The organism is Janthinobacterium sp. PLB04 (assembly GCF_021165895.1).
Lineage (GTDB): Bacteria > Pseudomonadota > Gammaproteobacteria > Burkholderiales > Burkholderiaceae_D > Janthinobacterium > Janthinobacterium lividum.
The window spans coordinates 4747314-4764221 of the sequence record NZ_CP088968.1 but is presented as its reverse complement, the minus strand read 5'-3'; the positions used below and the strand labels follow the sequence as shown (position 1 = coordinate 4764221).

Here is a 16908-nt window from a genome sequence, read left to right as displayed (position 1 = left end):
GGGTGCCGCGCAGGCATGTCGGATTACGCTACGCTAATCCGACCTACCAATTCCATTAAACCAGCTTCAACTGCTCGGCCGTCAGCAGGAAGACCATGTCGTCGCCGGCGCTCGTCGTCAGCCAGGTCAGGCCCAGCTCGCCGAAGGCCGCTTCCGCGTAGGCGCGTTCGTTGCCGATTTCAATCATCAGGATGCCGTCGTCCGTCAGGCGTTCAGCCGCGCCGGCAATGATCTTGCGCACCAGGTCCATGCCGTCGCTGCCGCCGTCGAGGGCGATTTGCGGTTCAGCCAGGTATTCCTGGGGCAGGGCGCCCATCGAGGCGGAATTCACGTATGGCGGATTGCTGATGATCAAATCATATTTCTTGGCCGGCACGTTGGCGTACAGGTCCGATTCGATCAGGGTGACGCGGTCCTGCAGCTTGTACGTGTCGACGTTGCGCTTGGCCACGGCCAGCGCGTCGGCGGAAATGTCCACGGCGTCCACTGCGGAGTTCGGGAAGGCATCGGCCATCATGATAGCCAGGCAGCCCGAGCCGGTGCACAGTTCCAGGATGTTTTCCACGGCTTCCGGTTCCGCCACCCATGGCGAGAAGTATTCAGGGATCAGTTCGGCGATGAAGGAGCGGGGCACGATCACGCGCTCGTCGACGTAGAAGTTATACGTGCCCAGCCAGCCTTCCTTGGTGATGTAGGCAGCCGGCACGCGGTCGATGCTGCGGCGGTCGATGACGCTCATCACGCTGGCCACTTCCGACGGCAGCAGCTTGGCGTCGAGGAAGGGTTCGAGCTTGTCGAGCGGCAACTTCAAGGTGTGCAGGATCAGATAGGCCGCTTCGTCGAACGCTTCGGCGCTGCCGTGGCCGAAAAACAGCTTGGCGGTATTGAAACGGGTAACGGCGTAGCGCAGCAGGTCGCGTGGCGTGGAAAACGGGTTCGGGGTCATGGCATTCTCGAAAAGACGGTGTTCTGGCCCGCCGTGACGGGCCTCGGTATTCTGGTTCAGACGGGCAGCAAATGCTCCAGCGTGCGCCGGTAAATATTCTTCAGAGGATCGATGTGGCGCAGTTCGATGTGCTCGTCGATCTTGTGAATACTGGCATTGGGCGGCCCGAATTCTATCACTTGGGGGCAGATTTGCGCGATAAACCGGCCATCCGAGGTGCCGCCCGTGGTCGACAGCTCCGTCGTGATGCCCGTTTCCGCGTGGATCGCGGACGACAGCGCATCGGAGAGGGTGCCGCGCGGCGTGAGGAAGGGCAGGCCGCTCAGGGTCCACTGCAAATCGTATTGCAAATCATGCTTGTCGAGGATGGCGTGGACCCGTTCCTGCAGGTTTTCCGCCGTGCTGGCCGTGGAAAAGCGGAAATTGAAATCGATCACCATGTCGCCGGGAATCACGTTATTGGCGCCCGTGCCCGCGTTGATGTTGGACATTTGCCACGAGGTCGGCAAATAGTACTCGTTGCCGGCATCCCATTTTTCCTCGACCAGGTCGGCCAGCGCCTGCGCCGCTTCGTGAATCGGGTTTTTTGCCAGGTGCGGGTAGGCGATATGGCCTTGCACGCCCTTGATCGTCAGCCGGCCCGACAGCGAACCGCGGCGGCCGTTCTTGATCATGTCGCCCAGCTGCGCGCTCGAGGTCGGCTCGCCCACCAGGCAATAGTCGATCTGCTCGCCGCGCGCCTTCAGCTGCTCGCAGACGATGACGGTGCCGTCCGTGGCCGGGCCTTCCTCGTCGCTCGTGATCAGAAAGGCGATCGAGCCCGTGTGCCCGGGCGTGGCGGCGATGAATTCCTCGCAAGCAACTACCATGGCGGCGATCGAGGTCTTCATGTCGGCCGCGCCACGGCCGTACAGCTTGCCGTCGCGGTGCGTGGGAATGAAGGGCAGCGAGCGCCATTGCTCGACGGGACCGGTCGGCACCACGTCCGTATGCCCGGCAAAGACGAAGACGGGCGATGCCGTGCCACGGCGCGCCCACAGATTGGTGACGTCGTTCGACTGTATCGTTTCGCAGACAAAGCCCAGCGGCGTGAGGAGGTCGATCAGGTGCTGCTGGCAGCCCTTGTCGTCGGGCGTGACCGAGGACAGGGCGATCAGTTTTTCGGTCAGGGCGAGGGTTTTGGAGGTGGTCATGGGTAAGGTCGTGCCGGCAACATCGTTCCGGTGGTCAACTAAGTATGGTTACAGCGAGAAAAGGGTCTTGTACTGCGCATCGGAAAACGCCACGCTGAACTGGCCATCCTTGTCCAGCACGGGGCGCTTGATGATGGACGGGTTTTCCAGCATCAGGTCCAGGGCACTGGCCGCATCGACGGTGGACGCCCTGCGCTCGTCGGACAGGGCGCGCCAGGTCGTGCCTTTCTTGTTGACCAGCACATCCCACGGCAATTGCTGCAGCCACGCCTCGACGGTGGCGCGTTCCAGACCCTGCTTCTTGAAGTCGTGGAAGGTGAAATCGAGTTGTTGCGCGGCCAGCCAGGTGCGGGCCTTTTTGACGGTATCGCAGTTGGGGATACCGTAGAGTGTAATGGTCGTCATGGGTAGGGCTAAGGGGAATGAATGCGGTTCGCTTGACCGTGGCGCTTGCGCCAGGGAAAAATGCGATGGTAGCCGCCATTATACAGTCGATGCGCAGTCGATGCGGCAGTGCAACACGCCCCAGTGATTTGCCCTACACAGGCCGTGGCGCCGCCTTGCCCGATTCGGCTGGACCGAAATGCAGGCCAAGTCGCAAGGCCAGGGCGCGCAGGGCGCCGCTTTCCTGCAGGTGCAGGGCCAGCGCGATGTGGCCGTCGGGGCGCACGAGATAGGCCGCGTCGCGGCCCAGGCCGGCCAGTTTGGCGGCCACGTTATAGGTATAGCAATGCACGGGCAGTTTCAGCACGCGCGCTTCGTCGAGCAGCTCGGGCGCTGCTTCGCCATAGATGTGCAATTGCCAATCCATGCTGCGCAAGGCCGTGAAATTGTCTTGCGTGCCGTCCGAGAACCACGGCAGGCGGTCGCCGCCGCGCAGGTATTCCGCATGGCCGGCGGAAAGGGCGCTGTCTTCATAGCTGATCTGGATTTGCGACACGGTCCGGAACAGCAGCCGGCGCGCGCGCGCGAAGCCGGAGAGGAAGGGCAGCGCGTGCGGCACCAGCCAGCGGCGCAGGAATTGCCCGGCCATGCCTTGCGCGACGATGGCCTGGAAGGCCCGGTCGGTGGTGGCGACGAGCTTGCGGGCAAACACGATGCGCTCGCTTTCATAGGTGTCGAGCAGGGCGTCGTTGCTTTGTCCCCGCAGTTTTTGCGCCAGTTTCCAGGCCAGGTTGACGGCGTCGCCCAGGCCCGTGTTCATGCCCTGGCCGCCCACGGGGCTGTGCAGGTGGGCCGCGTCGCCGAGGATGAAGCAGCGCCGTTCGCGGAATTGTCCGGCCACCCGGTGGTGCACCTTATACGTGGAAAACCAGTTCACGTGTTCGACCTCGATGCCAAGCAAGGCTTGCACCTGCTCCCGCACGTCGTCGAAGACGGGCGCCGGCGCGCCATCGGGGCGGTCGGGCAGGATGCCGATCAGGCGCTGCATACCGCTGGTGCGCACGGGCAGCATCAGTGCAAACGAGTTCGCGCCCAGGTGGGCGTGCAAGTCCGTATTCTTGCCCGCCACTTGCGCGTCGGCCACGTAATACAGGTGGTCGTAGGTGCCGCCGGAGAACGTAAAGCCGGCGATCTCGCGCACCTTGCTGCGGGCGCCGTCGCAGCCGCAAATATAGTTAAACGTGCAATATTGGCGTTCGCCATTGTTCAGCAGGATGGCTTGCACTTCGCTATCGTCCTGCGTCCACAGGTCCAGCGCCACGTTCCATTCCACGTGCACGCCGGCCGCCGCCAGTTTGCTGATCAGGAAGCGTTCATGCTCGTCCTGGGGCAGGCTCAGCACGAAAGGGTAGGGGCTCAGCCCTTCGCCGATCTCGCCCAGCGCCAGTTTCACCAGCTCCTCGCCGCCTTCGTGGATGTGCATGGCATTGATCTTGATACCGAGGCTGACCAGCTCGTCGGCAAAGCCCAGCTGCTGGTAAAACTCCAGCGTGCGCGCATGCACGGCCATGGCCCGCGACGCCTGGCCCGGACCGCTATTCCTGTCGATGATGCGGCAATCGACGCCATGGCGCGCCAGGCGCAAGGCAAGCATGAGGCCGGTAGGACCGGCGCCGACGATCAAGACGGGAGGAGTATTCATGCCATCCAGTATAGGACAGGATGGGGGATGGCTGCAGGACGATTGAGTTTGTTTTCTGGAAACGAAAATGTCCCGCCGGGGCGGGACATTCAGGGGGCTACGTGCGCCTTGCGGCGCAGTCATCAGATACCGCGCAGCAACTCGTTGATGCCGGTCTTGGCGCGCGTTTTCGCATCCACGCGCTTGACGATCACGGCGCAGTACAGCGAGTACTTGCCGTCTTCCGAAGGCAGGTTGCCCGAGACCACGACGGAGCCGGCTGGCACGCGGCCGTACGTCACTTCGCCCGTGGCGCGGTCGTAGATCTTGGTCGACTGGCCGATGTAGACGCCCATCGAGATGACGGAGTTTTCCTCGACGATCACGCCTTCGACGATTTCCGAACGGGCGCCGATGAAGCAGTTGTCTTCGATGATGGTCGGGTTCGCTTGCATAGGCTCCAGCACGCCGCCGATGCCGACGCCGCCGGACAGGTGGACGTTCTTGCCGATCTGCGCGCAGGAACCGACGGTGGCCCAGGTGTCGACCATGGCGCCTTCATCGACGTAGGCGCCGATGTTGACGTAGGACGGCATCAGCACGACGTTCTTGGCGATGAAGCTGCCGCGGCGGGCGACGGCGGGCGGCACCACGCGGAAACCGCCCTTGGCGAAGTCTTCTTGCGTGTAGTTGGCGAACTTGGTCGGGACCTTGTCGTAGAACTGCATCGTGCCATCGGATGGCAGGACGACGTTGTCTTCCAGGCGGAACGACAGCAGCACGGCTTTCTTGACCCACTGGTTGACGACCCAGTCGCCCGAGGTTTTTTCCGCCACGCGGATGCTGCCGTTGTCCAGGCCATTGATGACGTGGGAGACGGCGTCGCGCAGTTCGGCCGTGCCGTTGCCCGGATTGATCTCGGCGCGGTTTTCCCAGGCCTGGTCGATGATGTTTTGTAGTTGTTGGCTCATGATGATGTCTTGTTTATGTAGGGGTTGATGCGGATGCGGAAAGCTGCTGGCAGAATTTTACTATGCGCAACGCTGCTTCCAGCCCTTCGGCCGTTTCGGCCACGAGGGCCATGCGGATGCGGTTGCGGCCCGGATTGATGCCGTGCGCGTCGCGCGCCAGGTAGCTGCCAGGCAATACCGTGACATTATATTCGGCGTACAGGCGTTGCGCGAATTGCGTGTCGGACAGTCCCGTGCGGCTGACGTCGGCCCACAGGTAGAAGCCGGCGTCCGGCAATTGCACGTCCATCACCGATTGCAACAGCGGCGTGATGGCGTCGAACTTGGCGCGGTACTTGGCGCGATTTTCCTCGACATGGGTTTCGTCGTTCCAGGCCGCGACGGAGGCCGCCTGCACGGCAGGGCTCATGGCGCCGCCGTGGTAGGTTCGGTAGAGCAGGAATTTTTTCAGGACTTCCGCGTCGCCGGCGACAAAGCCCGAGCGCATGCCCGGCACGTTCGAACGCTTCGACAGGCTGGAAAACACCACCAGGCGCGCATACGGGCGCTCGATGGTGGACAGGCCCAGCATGTGCGCCGCCTGCAGCGCGCCCAGCGGGGGCGTGTCGCCGTGGTAGATCTCGGAATAGCACTCGTCGGCGGCGATGACGAAATCGTAGCGCTCGGACAGGGCGAACAGGTGTTCCCAGTCCGTCAGGGTCAAGACGGCGCCCGTCGGGTTGCCGGGCGAACACAGGAACAGCAGTTTGACCTTTTCCCACACGCTGGCCGGCACGCTGTCGTAGTCGCAGCCGAAATTGCGCGCCGGGTCGGAATTGACGAAATACGGTTCGGCACCGGCCAGGTAGGCCGCGCCTTCATAGATCTGGTAAAACGGATTCGGGCTGATCACGAGCGAGCCGGCCGACGGATCGATCACCGTTTGCGCCAGCGCAAACAGCGCTTCGCGCGAACCGTTCACGGGCAGGATTTGCGTGGCAGGATTGAGCTTGGGGATGCCGTAGCGGCGTTCCAGCCAACCAGCGATGGCCGTGCGCAAGGCTTCCGAGCCGATGGTGGTCGGATAGCTGGCCAGGCCATGGATATTGTCGGTCAATGCCTGTTCGATGAACGCCGGCGTCGGGTGCTTGGGTTCGCCCATGCCCAGGCTGATGGGCGCATACTCGGGGTTGACCGTCACGCCGGCAAACAGCTGGCGCAGCTTTTCAAATGGATATGGTTGCAGTTTAGCAAGAAGTGGATTCACGGAACGGACCAGGGCAAGAGTGGAAAGACGATGTTGCTAAGCGACTAACTGGCGCGGCAGACTTGATGCCGGTCAAATAATAAGCTGCGTCTTTCATTATAGCCGTCCTCGCGGGCCCGCTGTGCAAGCCGCGTCGGGCCGCGCCGGCCTGATCGTTGCCCGGCTTGCCACGGCATGCGGCAGCGGGGAGTGCCGCGCCATGGCGCGGCAAGGTAAAATACGCTATGTCTACCTTACTTCCCACCCTGCTTGCTATTGAAACTTCGTCCGAACTCGCCTCCTGCGCCTTGCTGCGCGGCGATGTCGTCCTGTCCCGCGCGTCGTCGGGCGTGCGCACCCATTCCCAGTCCATCTTGCCGATGGTGCAGGAATTGCTGGCCGAAGCGGGCGTGACCCTGGCCGACGTCGATGCCATCGCCTATGGCTCCGGTCCCGGCTCGTTTACGGGCGTGCGCACGGCGTGCGGCATCGCGCAAGGCCTGGCCTATGGCGCCAGCCTGCCCGTCGTGCCCGTTGTCACGCTCGACGCCATGGCCCTCGCTTGCCACCAGCAGCATGGGGCGCAACGCATCGTGACCGTGCTTGACGCCCGCATGGGCGAAGTGTACTGGGCGCAATATGATTACCAGGATGGCTTGCAGCTCGTTTCGCCACCGGCACTGAGCGCGCCCGCCGGCGTGGCGCCGCAAGGCGATGTTGCCGGCTGTGGCAACGGTTTCAGTGCCTATGCCGAAGCACTGGCCGCGCAGCCATGCGCTGCGACTGCTGACGCGGCCATCATGCCGCATGCCGAGCAGGTGGCGCAACTGGCGCGCATCGCCTTTGCCGCCGGACATTTCGTGACGGCTGCCGAGGCGCAGCCTTTGTACTTGCGCAACAAGATCGCCTACACGAGCGCGGAGCGGCACGAGATGCAACAGGCCAAGGCCGCTGCGGAGCCGGCACAATGATGGAGGCGGGCAAGGACGCAGTGACGCAGGATGGCAGCGCGGCAGGCTGGGACTTGCTGCGCCTCGACTATCAGCCGATGCAGGAAGCGGACCTGCTTGAGGTGCTGGCGCTGGAGCAGCGCGTGTATCCGCATCCCTGGACGCATGGCAATTTCGTCGATTCCCTCAAGAGCGGCTACCCGGCATGGGTGCTGCGCGACGTGGATGGCACCTTGCTCGGCTACTTCCTGTTGATGCTGGTTGTCGACGAGGCGCACTTGCTGAACGTGGCCGTCGAAGGCGCCATCCAGGGCCAGGGACTGGGCCGCTTCCTGTTGAATCAGTCCTGCGCCTGCGCCCGCCAGCTGGGCATGGAATCGATGCTGCTGGAAGTGCGCCCGTCGAACGTGCGCGCGCTCGATATTTACCAGCGCTATGGATTTGAACAGATCGGCCGGCGCAAGGGATACTATCCGGCCAGCAACTCGCAACGTGAGGACGCCATCGTGATGCGTTATACCTTATGAGCCGCAGCGCCGTTTTCCTCGATGAAATGGGCGTCGGTCCCCTGTGGCGCTTGCGCCAGGGCGCCGCACCCGAAGCCGCTGATGTCGTCGAAGCTCCCGTGGAGATGGAAGTCGCCGTGGCGGCTCCCATGGCCGAAGCCGCTCAAGCCGTGACTGAGGTGGTTGCCGAGGTGGCCGCTGCTGTCGTCGCCGAAGTGGTCGCCGAGGTGAAGGCTGAGGTACCCGTCACCGTTGCCGCCACGCCAGTGCCCGCCGCCGAGCCGGACGACACGGCCTGGTTCGACGATGCGCCGCCACCACCGCCGGCCAAACAGCTGAGCGATACGGATATCGCCGCCCTCGACTGGGAAGGCTTGACGGCCGCCGTCGCCAAGTGCGCGCGCTGCGACTTGTGCAAGACGCGCAAGGGCGTCGTCATGGGCCGTGGCGACCGCCAGGGCGCTTGGCTGATGCTGGCCAGCAGTCCCTCGCGCACGGAAGAGCGGGAAGGGCGCGCCTTGCCGGGCGAGCAGGGCAAGTTGCTCGACAATATGCTGAAAGCCATCGAAGTCGATGCGGGGCGCGACGTGTACATCACGCATTTGCTGAAATGCCGTCCGCTCGACGAGGCGGGCCAGGAGCGCTTGCCGACTGAATCCGAGTCCGCCGCCTGCCGTCCGTACTTTGACCGCGAACTGGCCCTGCTGCAGCCGCGCACCATCGTGACACTGGGGTCGATGGCCGCCGCCGGCATCAATCCGGGCGAAAAACCCGTGCGTGGCAAGGTGCGCCAATTGGGCAATGCCTCGGTCGTGGCTACCTTCCATCCGGAAATGTTGTTGCAGGATGAGACGGGCAAGGCCAAGGCGCGCGCCTGGGCCGACCTGTGCCTGGCGAAAAGCACGCACGGCGATTCGCACGGTGAGTGATGCGGCCGGCGGCACGTTTCAGGTCCGCTTCGAGCAGCGCTGGGGGCATCTGACGCAGCCCCGCGTGCGTGCGCTGGCCTGGCTGCTGGACTCGCCCGACTTGCTGGACCCGGCCAGCCCCCACTGGGGTGGGCGCATCGCGAGCCTTGCGCCCGTCACGCCAACTGTGGCGGCCTGGCTGGGGGCGCTGCAGGATGATCCGTCGCCGCTCGATGCGGCGCTGGGGCCGAAATTCTATTCCCGCCTGGGCCTGTATGCTGAAAAGCTGCTGGCCTTTTATTTTGAGCAGCATGGAGTATTGCAAGCGCATGGCTTGCAAGTGCAGGTCAACCGCAACGACACGGTGGGCGAGTTTGATTTTTTGCTGCGTGATGGTAACGACTTGCTGCATTGGGAATTTGCCACCAAGTTCTACCTGCTGGAAGGCGCGCCCGATCCCGGTATTTTCAACCACTTGATCGGCCCCAACCTGGCCGACACTTTGGGCTTGAAGATGCGCAAGATTCTCGACAAGCAATTGGCCTTGTCCCGTCATCCGGCCGCGCAAAGCCTGCTGGCGCAACCTGTGCGCGCTGCGCAGGCACTGGTCAAGGGCTGGCTGTTCTATCCATCAGGCGCCACGCCCGCCATGGACGGCATTTCCCAGGAACATGGACACGGCTTCTGGTGCACGCCGGCGCAATTGCCGGCGCGGCGCTATGTCGTGCTGCCGCGATTGCAATGGCTGGCGCCATTCAAGGGGCGCGACGTGGAAGTGCTGGACGTGGCTGCCTTGCGCGCACAGTTGTTTGATCTGGCGCAACCCGTAATGGTGGCAACGGTGGATACTATCGAAGGCTGGGAAGTGGAGTGCACGCGCGGTTTTGTCGTGCCGCATGACTGGGTGGAGCAGGCTGCCGCGCGGCGGCTGACAGGCACGTTACCTGCGTAACCATGTACCGTGAGCCTAATGCCGAAGTCATGTAGGTCGGATTAGCGCGTAGCGCGTAATCCGACGCCACATTGCTTAATGTTTCTGCTCGCCAATCAAGGACAGATTGTCATGCTCTGCCTGGTTCAGCTTGTGCTTGCGCATGATCATGTACATGGTGCCGGCGACGAACAGGCCGAACAGGGTGATGATGATATTGAGCGGCAGGTGCAGGCGGATCATGATCGAATACACGGCCAGCATGGTCAGAATCGACAGGTTTTCATTGAAGTTCTGCACGGCGATGGAATGGCCGGCGCTCATCAGCACGTGGCCGCGGTGTTGCAGCAGGGCATTCATGGGCACGACGAAGAAGCCGGACAGGGCGCCGATCAGTATCAGCAGCGGGTAGGCGATCCACACGGAGTGTACTTGCGTCATCATCATGACGATCACGCCCATGGCGATGCCCAGCGGAATGACGGTCAGCGATTTGCGCAGTGGAATGAAACGTGCCGACAGCACGGCGCCGGCGGCCACGCCGATGGCGACCACGCCCACCAGGCTGGTCGCCTTGTCGAAGGGCATGTTCAGCGATTGCTTGGCCCATTCCAGCACGATCAGTTGCAAGGTGGCGCCAGCGCCCCAGAACAGGGTCGTCACGGCCAGGGTGATCTGGCCCAGCTTGTCTTTCCACAGGATGGAATAGCAATTGGCAAAATCGGTAATCAGTTTGATAGGATTGCGTTCCTGGTGCGGATACACGCAGCCCGTGTCGGGGATCTTCAGGTTGGCCAGGGTTGCCAGCACATAGATGCCGACCACCACGCACAGGGCCGCTTCCGTCTTGTTGGTGATGCCCGTGTCGATCAGGGGGAAGTCGAAGGAGAGCAGCATGTCGGACACGTGGCCGCTGACGAGCGCGCCGCCCATGACGGTGCCGAGGATGATGGAGGTGACGGTCAAGCCTTCGATCCAGCCATTCGCCGCCACCAGCTTTTCCGGTGGCAGCAGTTCCGTCAGGATGCCGTACTTGGCGGGCGAGTACACGGCCGCGCCAAAACCGACGACGGCGTAGGCCAGCAGCGGGTGTACGTGGAAGAAGACGAGGGCGCAGCCGAAGATCTTGACCATGTTGGCAATGAACATGACCTTGCCTTTCGGCAGAGCATCCGCGAAGGCGCCGACAAAAGCGGCCAACAGCACGTAAAACAGGACGAATGACAGTTTGAGCAGCGGCGTGATCCACGCCGGTGATTTCATGGACACCAATAAATCGACGGCGACAAAAAAGAGGGCGTTATCTGCCAGCGAGGAAAAGAACTGCGCCGCCATGATGGTATAAAAACCACGATTCATTCTGGAATGCCTGAAATCATATCTGGCTTGCTTTATACCACGAAAAAACGGCAAACCCCAAGTTTGGAAGGGGCTGCTTTGCATAGTCTTGTCTAAGCGAAGCTTAATTTTTCTGCCGTAGAAAAATACACATACATGTGAGCATTTTGTACATGCTGTCCTGGGCGACCATCGCAGGCATTCCCTTGCCGGCTTGCCGACCCGCATCCAGCCCATCCGGTAAAATACGGCTTTCCCACCCGCCATGAACGACGCATATGCCCAGGCCCCTTATCGCCACCATCCATCTCGATGCCATGCAACACAATCTGGCGCGCGCCCGTGCCGGCGCCCGCGGCGCCAAGGTGTGGGCCGTCGTCAAGGCGAACGCCTATGGCCACGGCCTGGAACGGGCCATGCGGGGCTTTTCTGACGCCGATGGCCTCGCGCTGGTCGAGGTCGATTATGCCGTGCGCTTGCGCGAACTGGGGTGGACCAAGCCCATCTTGCTGCTGGAAGGGTTTTTTGATGCCAGCGATTTGCCGGTCATGGCGCAATATGGATTGAACGGCAGCGTGCATTGCGAAGAGCAGATCGCCATGCTGGCAGCGGCGCACTTGCCGCACAGCATTGATGTACACCTGAAAATGAATACGGGCATGAACCGCCTGGGTTTCACGCCGGGCGCCGTGGCGGGTGCGTATGCGCGCCTGCGCGCCATCCCGCATATCGGTACGATCACCTTGATGACGCACTTCGCCAATGCGGACGAGGCGGCGCCCACGCGCTTGCCTTTGGCCCAGCAGATGCTGCGTTTTGAAGCGGGCGCGGCCAGCATAGGCACGCCGCTGCCGCGCAGCCTGTGCAATTCGGCCGGAGTGCTGCTGCACCACCTGGACAGCGACTGGGTGCGTCCCGGCATCATGCTGTACGGCGGCACGCCCAGCGGCGCTCCCGGCGGCACGTCGGCGCAAGCATTCGGCTTGCTGCCCACCATGACCTTGCGCAGCCGCATTATCGGTATCCAGGATATCGCCGCCGGCGAAGTGGTGGGCTATGGCAGCCGCTACGAAGCGGCCGGCAATATCAAGGTGGGCGTGGTGGCCTGCGGCTATGCGGATGGCTACCCGCGCCACGCACCCGAAGGCACGCCCGTGCTGGTCGACGGCGTGCGCACGGGCCTCATCGGCAGGGTGTCGATGGACATGCTGATGGTCGATCTGACGCACGTGCCGGGCGCAAAAGTTGGCAGTGCCGTGACATTGTGGGGCCAGGGCATGCCGATCGACGAGGTGGCCCTGGCTGCCGGCACCATCGGCTACGAGCTGATGTGCGCACTGGCGCCGCGTGTGCCCGTGGTCGAAGCGACACAGTGACGGCGGCCCGCTGTTTGTATATACTGTATATATAGACAGCAGTTTCACCTTACCCGGGCAAAGTACACCATGGCAAAAGTCAAGACCATCTACACCTGCAGCGATTGCGGCGCCATCAGCAACAAATGGATGGGGCAATGCACCTCGTGCAACCAGTGGAACACCATGGTGGAAACCCTGCCCGAGACGGGCGGCAACAACCGCTATTCGAATCCGCAGCACATGTCGCTGGCGCAGACGGCGCCCGTGCTGTCGCTCGATGATATCGACGCCATCGACGTGCCCCGCTTCGGCACGGGCATCGAGGAATTCGACCGCGTGCTGGGCGGCGGCATGGTGGCGGGCGGCGTCGTGCTGATCGGCGGCGACCCCGGCATCGGCAAGTCGACCCTGCTGCTGCAGGCGCTGGCCAACATGTCGCACCACAAGCGCGTGCTGTACGTCAGTGGCGAGGAATCGGGCGCGCAGATCGCCCTGCGCGCCAAGCGCCTCGTCATCGACGCCAAGGAACTCAAACTGCAGGCGGAGATCCAGCTGGAAAAGATCCTGGCCACCTTGAACGACCTGAAGCCGGAAGTGGTGGTCATCGATTCGATCCAGACCGTGTATTCGGACGCGCTCAGCTCGGCGCCCGGTTCCGTGGCGCAAGTGCGCGAATGCGCGGCCCAGCTGACGCGCGCGGCCAAGCAGACGGGCGTGACCATCATTCTGGTCGGCCACGTGACGAAAGAGGGCGCGCTGGCCGGTCCCCGCGTGCTCGAGCACATCGTCGACACGGTGCTGTATTTCGAGGGTGACGCGCACTCCAGCTTCCGCCTCGTGCGCGCCATCAAGAACCGTTTCGGCGCCGTCAATGAGCTGGGCGTGTTCGCCATGACGGAAAAGGGCCTGAAAGGAGTATCGAATCCGTCCGCCCTGTTCCTGTCGCAGCACGACAACCAGGTGCCCGGTTCATGTGTGATGGTGACGCAGGAGGGCACGCGTCCGCTGCTGGTGGAAATCCAGGCCCTCGTCGACACGAGTCACTTGCCCAACGCGCGCCGCCTGTCCGTCGGCCTGGAGCAGAACCGCCTGGCCATGCTGCTGGCCGTGGCGCACCGCCACGCGGGCATCGCCGCCTTCGACCAGGATGTGTTCATCAACGCAGTCGGCGGTGTCAAAATTACAGAACCGGCGGCCGACCTGGCCGTGTTGCTGGCCATTAACTCGTCGATGCGCAACAAGCCCTTGCCACGGGGACTCGTGGTGTTTGGCGAAGTGGGGCTGGCCGGTGAGATCCGCCCCGCGCCACGGGGCCAGGAGCGCTTGCGCGAAGCGGCCAAGCTGGGCTTTACCCTGGCCGTGGTGCCCAAGTCGAACTTGCCCAAGCAAGTCATTGAGGGCCTCAAGGTCATCGGCGTCGAGCGTATCGACGAAGCGTTTAACAAGTTGCGCGACCTGGAGTAATAGTTGGTATGGTTTAAATGCCAAGCTTGAGACAAGTCAAACAGAATTTCCGTTTAGAACTATAATATTTGTCCGATGGATTCTCCCCATGAATCCGCATCGACAATGAATTGATAGAGAAGCGGAATACAGTGTCAGTTGAGCAAAGGCAGGGCGCACGCAAGATATTGCGTGCCAAGGCGATGTTGGTAATGGATGGCGCGGGCCCTGTGGCGGCGCGCACCCTCGATGTGGGGCCGGGCGGGATGGCGGCCGTCATCGCGGAACCGGTGCCGACAGGCAAGAAGGGCAAGGTGCTGTTCGAATTGTTTTACGATGGCGCGGCGCACATCATCGAGGCGCGCGTGTCCGTCTCGCACTGCATTTTCAGCAGCGCAGGTTTCAAGGTAGGACTCACTTTCCTGCAGTTGGACATGGCCGTCAGCAGCGCCATCTCGAAATTCATGCGCTGAGGCAAGCCGGGAGGGTGCTGCAGGTGAACTGCGCTAAAATGGTGCATATGGGTTTGCAGTCAGGAAAAACCTGTTCTGTTCGCTGTTTTGATATTCCAGTAATACTGCATAATTATCAACCAGAAGAGGGGCCTTGCCGCGTCACGCGCGCCTGCCGTCCGTCTTTCGCGCAGCACGGTCACGACCTGAACCGTGCGACATGACCTTACATCCGACGGGAACGCCTACCATGTTTAATTCGACCATCAACAGCAGGGCCTACACCAACAATACGCAGCAGACGACGCAGGGTAATATCTCGGCCGATGTGTATGCGAAGGTGGAGCGCCAGATGCAGTCGCAAAACACGGGCGTCGTCAAGCTCAACGCCAGCCTGGCGCGCGACCAGGCCAAGTTCTCGGGCCTGGGCCAGCTGCAATCGGCGCTGGCGAAATTTCAGACCGTGGCCAAGAACATGGCCGGCAGCGGCCTGGCCACGTCGGCCACGTCCAGCAGCAAGGATGTGCTGAGCGCCACCACCACCGACAAGGCCGCCAGCGGCAGCCACGAACTGAACGTCAAGCAACTGGCGCAGGGACAGACTTTGCTCAGCGGCGCGCAGAAATCCTCGAGCGCGGCGATCGGCACGGGCGCGCCGGCGCTGGTGAAGATCGAAGTGGGCTCGGCCGACGGCAAGCAATTTACGCCAGGCAGCGGCAAGATCATTTCGCTGACGATTGACAGCAGCAACAATAGTCTCGACGGCATCGCCGCCGCGCTCAAGCAGCAGGGTATCGACGCCAGCGTGGTCAAGGGCCCCGATGGCTACTCGCTGGCCTTGAACGGCAAGAGCGGCGCCGACAGCAGCATGCGCATCAGCGTGGCTGGCGACGCGGCCGTCAGTAATTTGCTCAGCTATGCGCCCGGCGCCGGCAAGGGCATGCAGCAGACGGCCGCCGCGCAGGACGCGCTGCTGACCGTTGACGGCAAGGAAATCAAGAGCGCCACGAATACCCTGACGACGGCCGTCGAGGGCGCCACCATCGAATTGAAGAAAAAAGGCACGACGGACCTCGTCATCGCCAAGGATAGCAGCCAGATCGCCAGCAACGTGGCCAGCTTCGTCACGGCCTACAATGAACTCAACAGCAAGCTGCAGAGTCTGCAGCAGGGCGATTTGAAGTCCGACACGGCCCTGGGCCAGGTGCGTTCGCAGATGGAGCAGGTGCTGCGCACGGCCAGCACGGGCGTGCCATCGTCGGTGCTGGGCAGCGCCGGCGTGACCCTGGGCAAGAGCGGCGAGCTGGTGCTCGATGATAAAAAGCTCAAGGCGGCCATCGCGGCCGATCCGGACGCCGTCAGCAAGATGTTCACCAATAACGGCAAGGGCGTGGCGGACCAGTTCGCCAGCAAGATCGGCGAGCTGACGGGCGAAACGAGCATCATCCGCAAGGAAGTGCAGACGGTCGGCAAGGACATCACGACGCTCACCAACAAGAAAGCCGTGCTGGCCAAGGCGCTGACGGCCCAGGCGCAGGCGCTGGTGAAAGCATATTCGGCCCAGGAACAGATGGGAACGAACTCGGCCTTGCCGGGTTATACCGGCAAGAATTCCTTGTTCGACTTCATGGCTTAAGAGCACACCGCTTAAGCGCCCAGGGCGGCGTTGCATCGCCTTGCCGTACCAGCGTACTGCCTGCGGCGCTGCGCATTGCCCTGAGCGCTGTATCGGCGCGCTTTCCAGTTGGCTAGATTCTGTCGCCCTGGGCAAAGAAGGCTGACGGCGAGCTGCCGAAGGTCTTCTTGAACATGGCGGAAAAGGCCGACTGGCTGGCATAGCCCAGTTCTTCGGCCACTTGCGACAGCGGCACGCCGCGCGCGATCAGGGGCGCCGCGTGCGCCAGGCGCACTTGCTGGCGCCACTGGCCAAAACTCATGCCCAATTCCCGTTCGAACAGCCGCGCCAGGGTACGCTCCGAGGCGCCGACTTGCTGCGCCCAGTGTTCCAGGGTCTGGTGCGAACCCGGTTTCTCGATCAGGCTGTCGCACAGGGTTTTCAGGCGCTTGTCGCTGGGCAAGGGCACGCGGATGGGACGCGTGGCCGAGCGTTTCAACTCATCAAGGATCAGTTCGGCCAGCAGCGCCTCGCGCGCCGGTTCCTGGCCTGGATCCAGCTGTTCCAGCGCCATGATCAGCTGGCGCAGCAGGTTCGACACTTCCAGCACCTTGCAGTCGCGGCCCGCGAATGGCGCGCGCGCGGCATGGATGCACAGGGGGCGCAAGCGGGTTTTTTCCAGTATCGTGACGGCATGCTCCACGTTGGGCGCGATCCAGATGGCGCGCATGGGCGGCAGCACCCAGCTGCTGTTGTTGGCGGTGATGCGCAGCACGCCTTCGAGCGCCATGGTCACCTGACCCCATGGATGGCTGTGCGGCAAGAGAAATTCATCGGTTTGCAGGTCGCGCGCGACCATCGTCACGGGGATGGTCGCGCTGGGCGCTTCCCGTGGCGGACACATGCGGGTATGGTGGAGGATAGGTACACCCATCAGCTTGGCCTTAATTCGATAAATTATGTCGTTCTGTCGGAAAACAGACGATGGTATTTTGCATACACTTGAG

At 62.6% G+C, this 16908-nt stretch carries 16 protein-coding genes; 8 read left to right on the top strand and 8 right to left on the bottom strand.

The annotated features are described in order from the left end of the window. Positions 1 to 55: 55 nt before the first annotated feature. The 6 genes from prmB to dapC form a co-directional block, all read right to left on the bottom strand. Positions 56 to 946, bottom strand: a complete 891-nt coding sequence (gene prmB, locus LSO07_RS20990; RefSeq protein WP_151096478.1) for a 50S ribosomal protein L3 N(5)-glutamine methyltransferase — start codon at positions 944 to 946, stop codon at positions 56 to 58. Positions 947 to 1002: 56 nt separating this feature from the next. Further along, positions 1003 to 2139 (bottom strand): succinyl-diaminopimelate desuccinylase, encoded by a 1137-nt coding sequence (dapE, locus tag LSO07_RS20985; RefSeq protein ID WP_151096477.1) that lies wholly within the window; start codon positions 2137 to 2139, stop codon positions 1003 to 1005. A 48-nt stretch (positions 2140 to 2187) separates the two neighbouring features. Beyond that, positions 2188 to 2544: an ArsC family reductase gene (locus tag LSO07_RS20980; RefSeq protein WP_151096476.1), complete on the bottom strand. Its 357-nt coding sequence runs from the start codon at positions 2542 to 2544 to the stop codon at positions 2188 to 2190. A gap of 133 nt (positions 2545 to 2677) precedes the next feature. Next, positions 2678 to 4225: an FAD-dependent oxidoreductase gene (locus LSO07_RS20975; protein ID WP_151096475.1), complete on the bottom strand. Its 1548-nt coding sequence runs from the start codon at positions 4223 to 4225 to the stop codon at positions 2678 to 2680. 122 nt (positions 4226 to 4347) lie between these two features. Further along, the gene (gene dapD, locus LSO07_RS20970; protein ID WP_151096474.1) at positions 4348 to 5175 is read right to left on the bottom strand and encodes a 2,3,4,5-tetrahydropyridine-2,6-dicarboxylate N-succinyltransferase; all 828 of its coding nucleotides are present in this window, start codon (positions 5173 to 5175) and stop codon (positions 4348 to 4350) included. A gap of 13 nt (positions 5176 to 5188) precedes the next feature. Further along, on the bottom strand, positions 5189 to 6421 hold the full coding sequence (gene dapC / locus LSO07_RS20965) for a succinyldiaminopimelate transaminase (RefSeq protein ID WP_070255503.1): 1233 nt from the start codon (positions 6419 to 6421) through the stop codon (positions 5189 to 5191). A 224-nt stretch (positions 6422 to 6645) separates the two neighbouring features. On the opposite strand from dapC, the gene tsaB reads away from it, so the two are divergent. The 4 genes from tsaB to LSO07_RS20945 are packed head-to-tail and all read left to right on the top strand — an operon-like array spanning position 6646 to position 9716. Continuing rightward, positions 6646 to 7371: a tRNA (adenosine(37)-N6)-threonylcarbamoyltransferase complex dimerization subunit type 1 TsaB gene (gene tsaB, locus LSO07_RS20960; protein ID WP_191909743.1), complete on the top strand. Its 726-nt coding sequence runs from the start codon at positions 6646 to 6648 to the stop codon at positions 7369 to 7371. Beyond that, on the top strand, positions 7368 to 7877 hold the full coding sequence (gene rimI, locus LSO07_RS20955) for a ribosomal protein S18-alanine N-acetyltransferase (RefSeq protein WP_052139958.1): 510 nt from the start codon (positions 7368 to 7370) through the stop codon (positions 7875 to 7877). The genes tsaB and rimI overlap by 4 nt, the downstream gene beginning before the upstream one ends. Beyond that, positions 7874 to 8785, top strand: a complete 912-nt coding sequence (locus LSO07_RS20950) for a uracil-DNA glycosylase (RefSeq protein WP_151096473.1) — start codon at positions 7874 to 7876, stop codon at positions 8783 to 8785. The genes rimI and LSO07_RS20950 overlap by 4 nt, the downstream gene beginning before the upstream one ends. Further along, positions 8778 to 9716: a DUF1853 family protein gene (locus tag LSO07_RS20945; RefSeq protein ID WP_404811502.1), complete on the top strand. Its 939-nt coding sequence runs from the start codon at positions 8778 to 8780 to the stop codon at positions 9714 to 9716. The genes LSO07_RS20950 and LSO07_RS20945 overlap by 8 nt, the downstream gene beginning before the upstream one ends. Positions 9717 to 9791: 75 nt before the next feature. On the opposite strand, the gene lplT is transcribed toward LSO07_RS20945, so the two are convergent. Continuing rightward, entirely contained in the window at positions 9792 to 11054 is a 1263-nt protein-coding gene (gene lplT, locus LSO07_RS20940; protein WP_034779369.1) for a lysophospholipid transporter LplT, read from the bottom strand. 257 nt (positions 11055 to 11311) lie between these two features. Here lplT and alr point away from each other — a divergent pair, with 257 nt between their 5' ends. The 4 genes from alr to fliD all read left to right on the top strand — a co-directional run bounded on the left by alr (position 11312) and on the right by fliD (position 15922). Further along, complete coding sequence (gene alr / locus LSO07_RS20935) at positions 11312 to 12409, top strand: alanine racemase (protein WP_151096471.1); 1098 nt, start codon at positions 11312 to 11314, stop codon at positions 12407 to 12409. A gap of 69 nt (positions 12410 to 12478) precedes the next feature. Next, positions 12479 to 13855 carry a DNA repair protein RadA gene (radA, locus tag LSO07_RS20930; RefSeq protein ID WP_034779363.1) on the top strand — a complete coding sequence of 459 codons (1377 nt, stop codon included), beginning with the start codon at positions 12479 to 12481 and terminating at the stop codon, positions 13853 to 13855. Positions 13856 to 14046: 191 nt separating this feature from the next. Continuing rightward, positions 14047 to 14307 carry a PilZ domain-containing protein gene (locus tag LSO07_RS20925; RefSeq protein ID WP_230520999.1) on the top strand — a complete coding sequence of 87 codons (261 nt, stop codon included), beginning with the start codon at positions 14047 to 14049 and terminating at the stop codon, positions 14305 to 14307. A gap of 229 nt (positions 14308 to 14536) precedes the next feature. Next, positions 14537 to 15922, top strand: coding sequence for a flagellar filament capping protein FliD (gene fliD, locus LSO07_RS20920; protein WP_034779360.1), 1386 nt, complete (start codon positions 14537 to 14539; stop codon positions 15920 to 15922). Between the two features lie 112 nt (positions 15923 to 16034). On the opposite strand, the gene LSO07_RS20915 is transcribed toward fliD, so the two are convergent. Continuing rightward, positions 16035 to 16835 (bottom strand): AraC family transcriptional regulator, encoded by an 801-nt coding sequence (locus LSO07_RS20915; protein ID WP_070282210.1) that lies wholly within the window; start codon positions 16833 to 16835, stop codon positions 16035 to 16037. Positions 16836 to 16908: the final 73 nt, after the last annotated feature.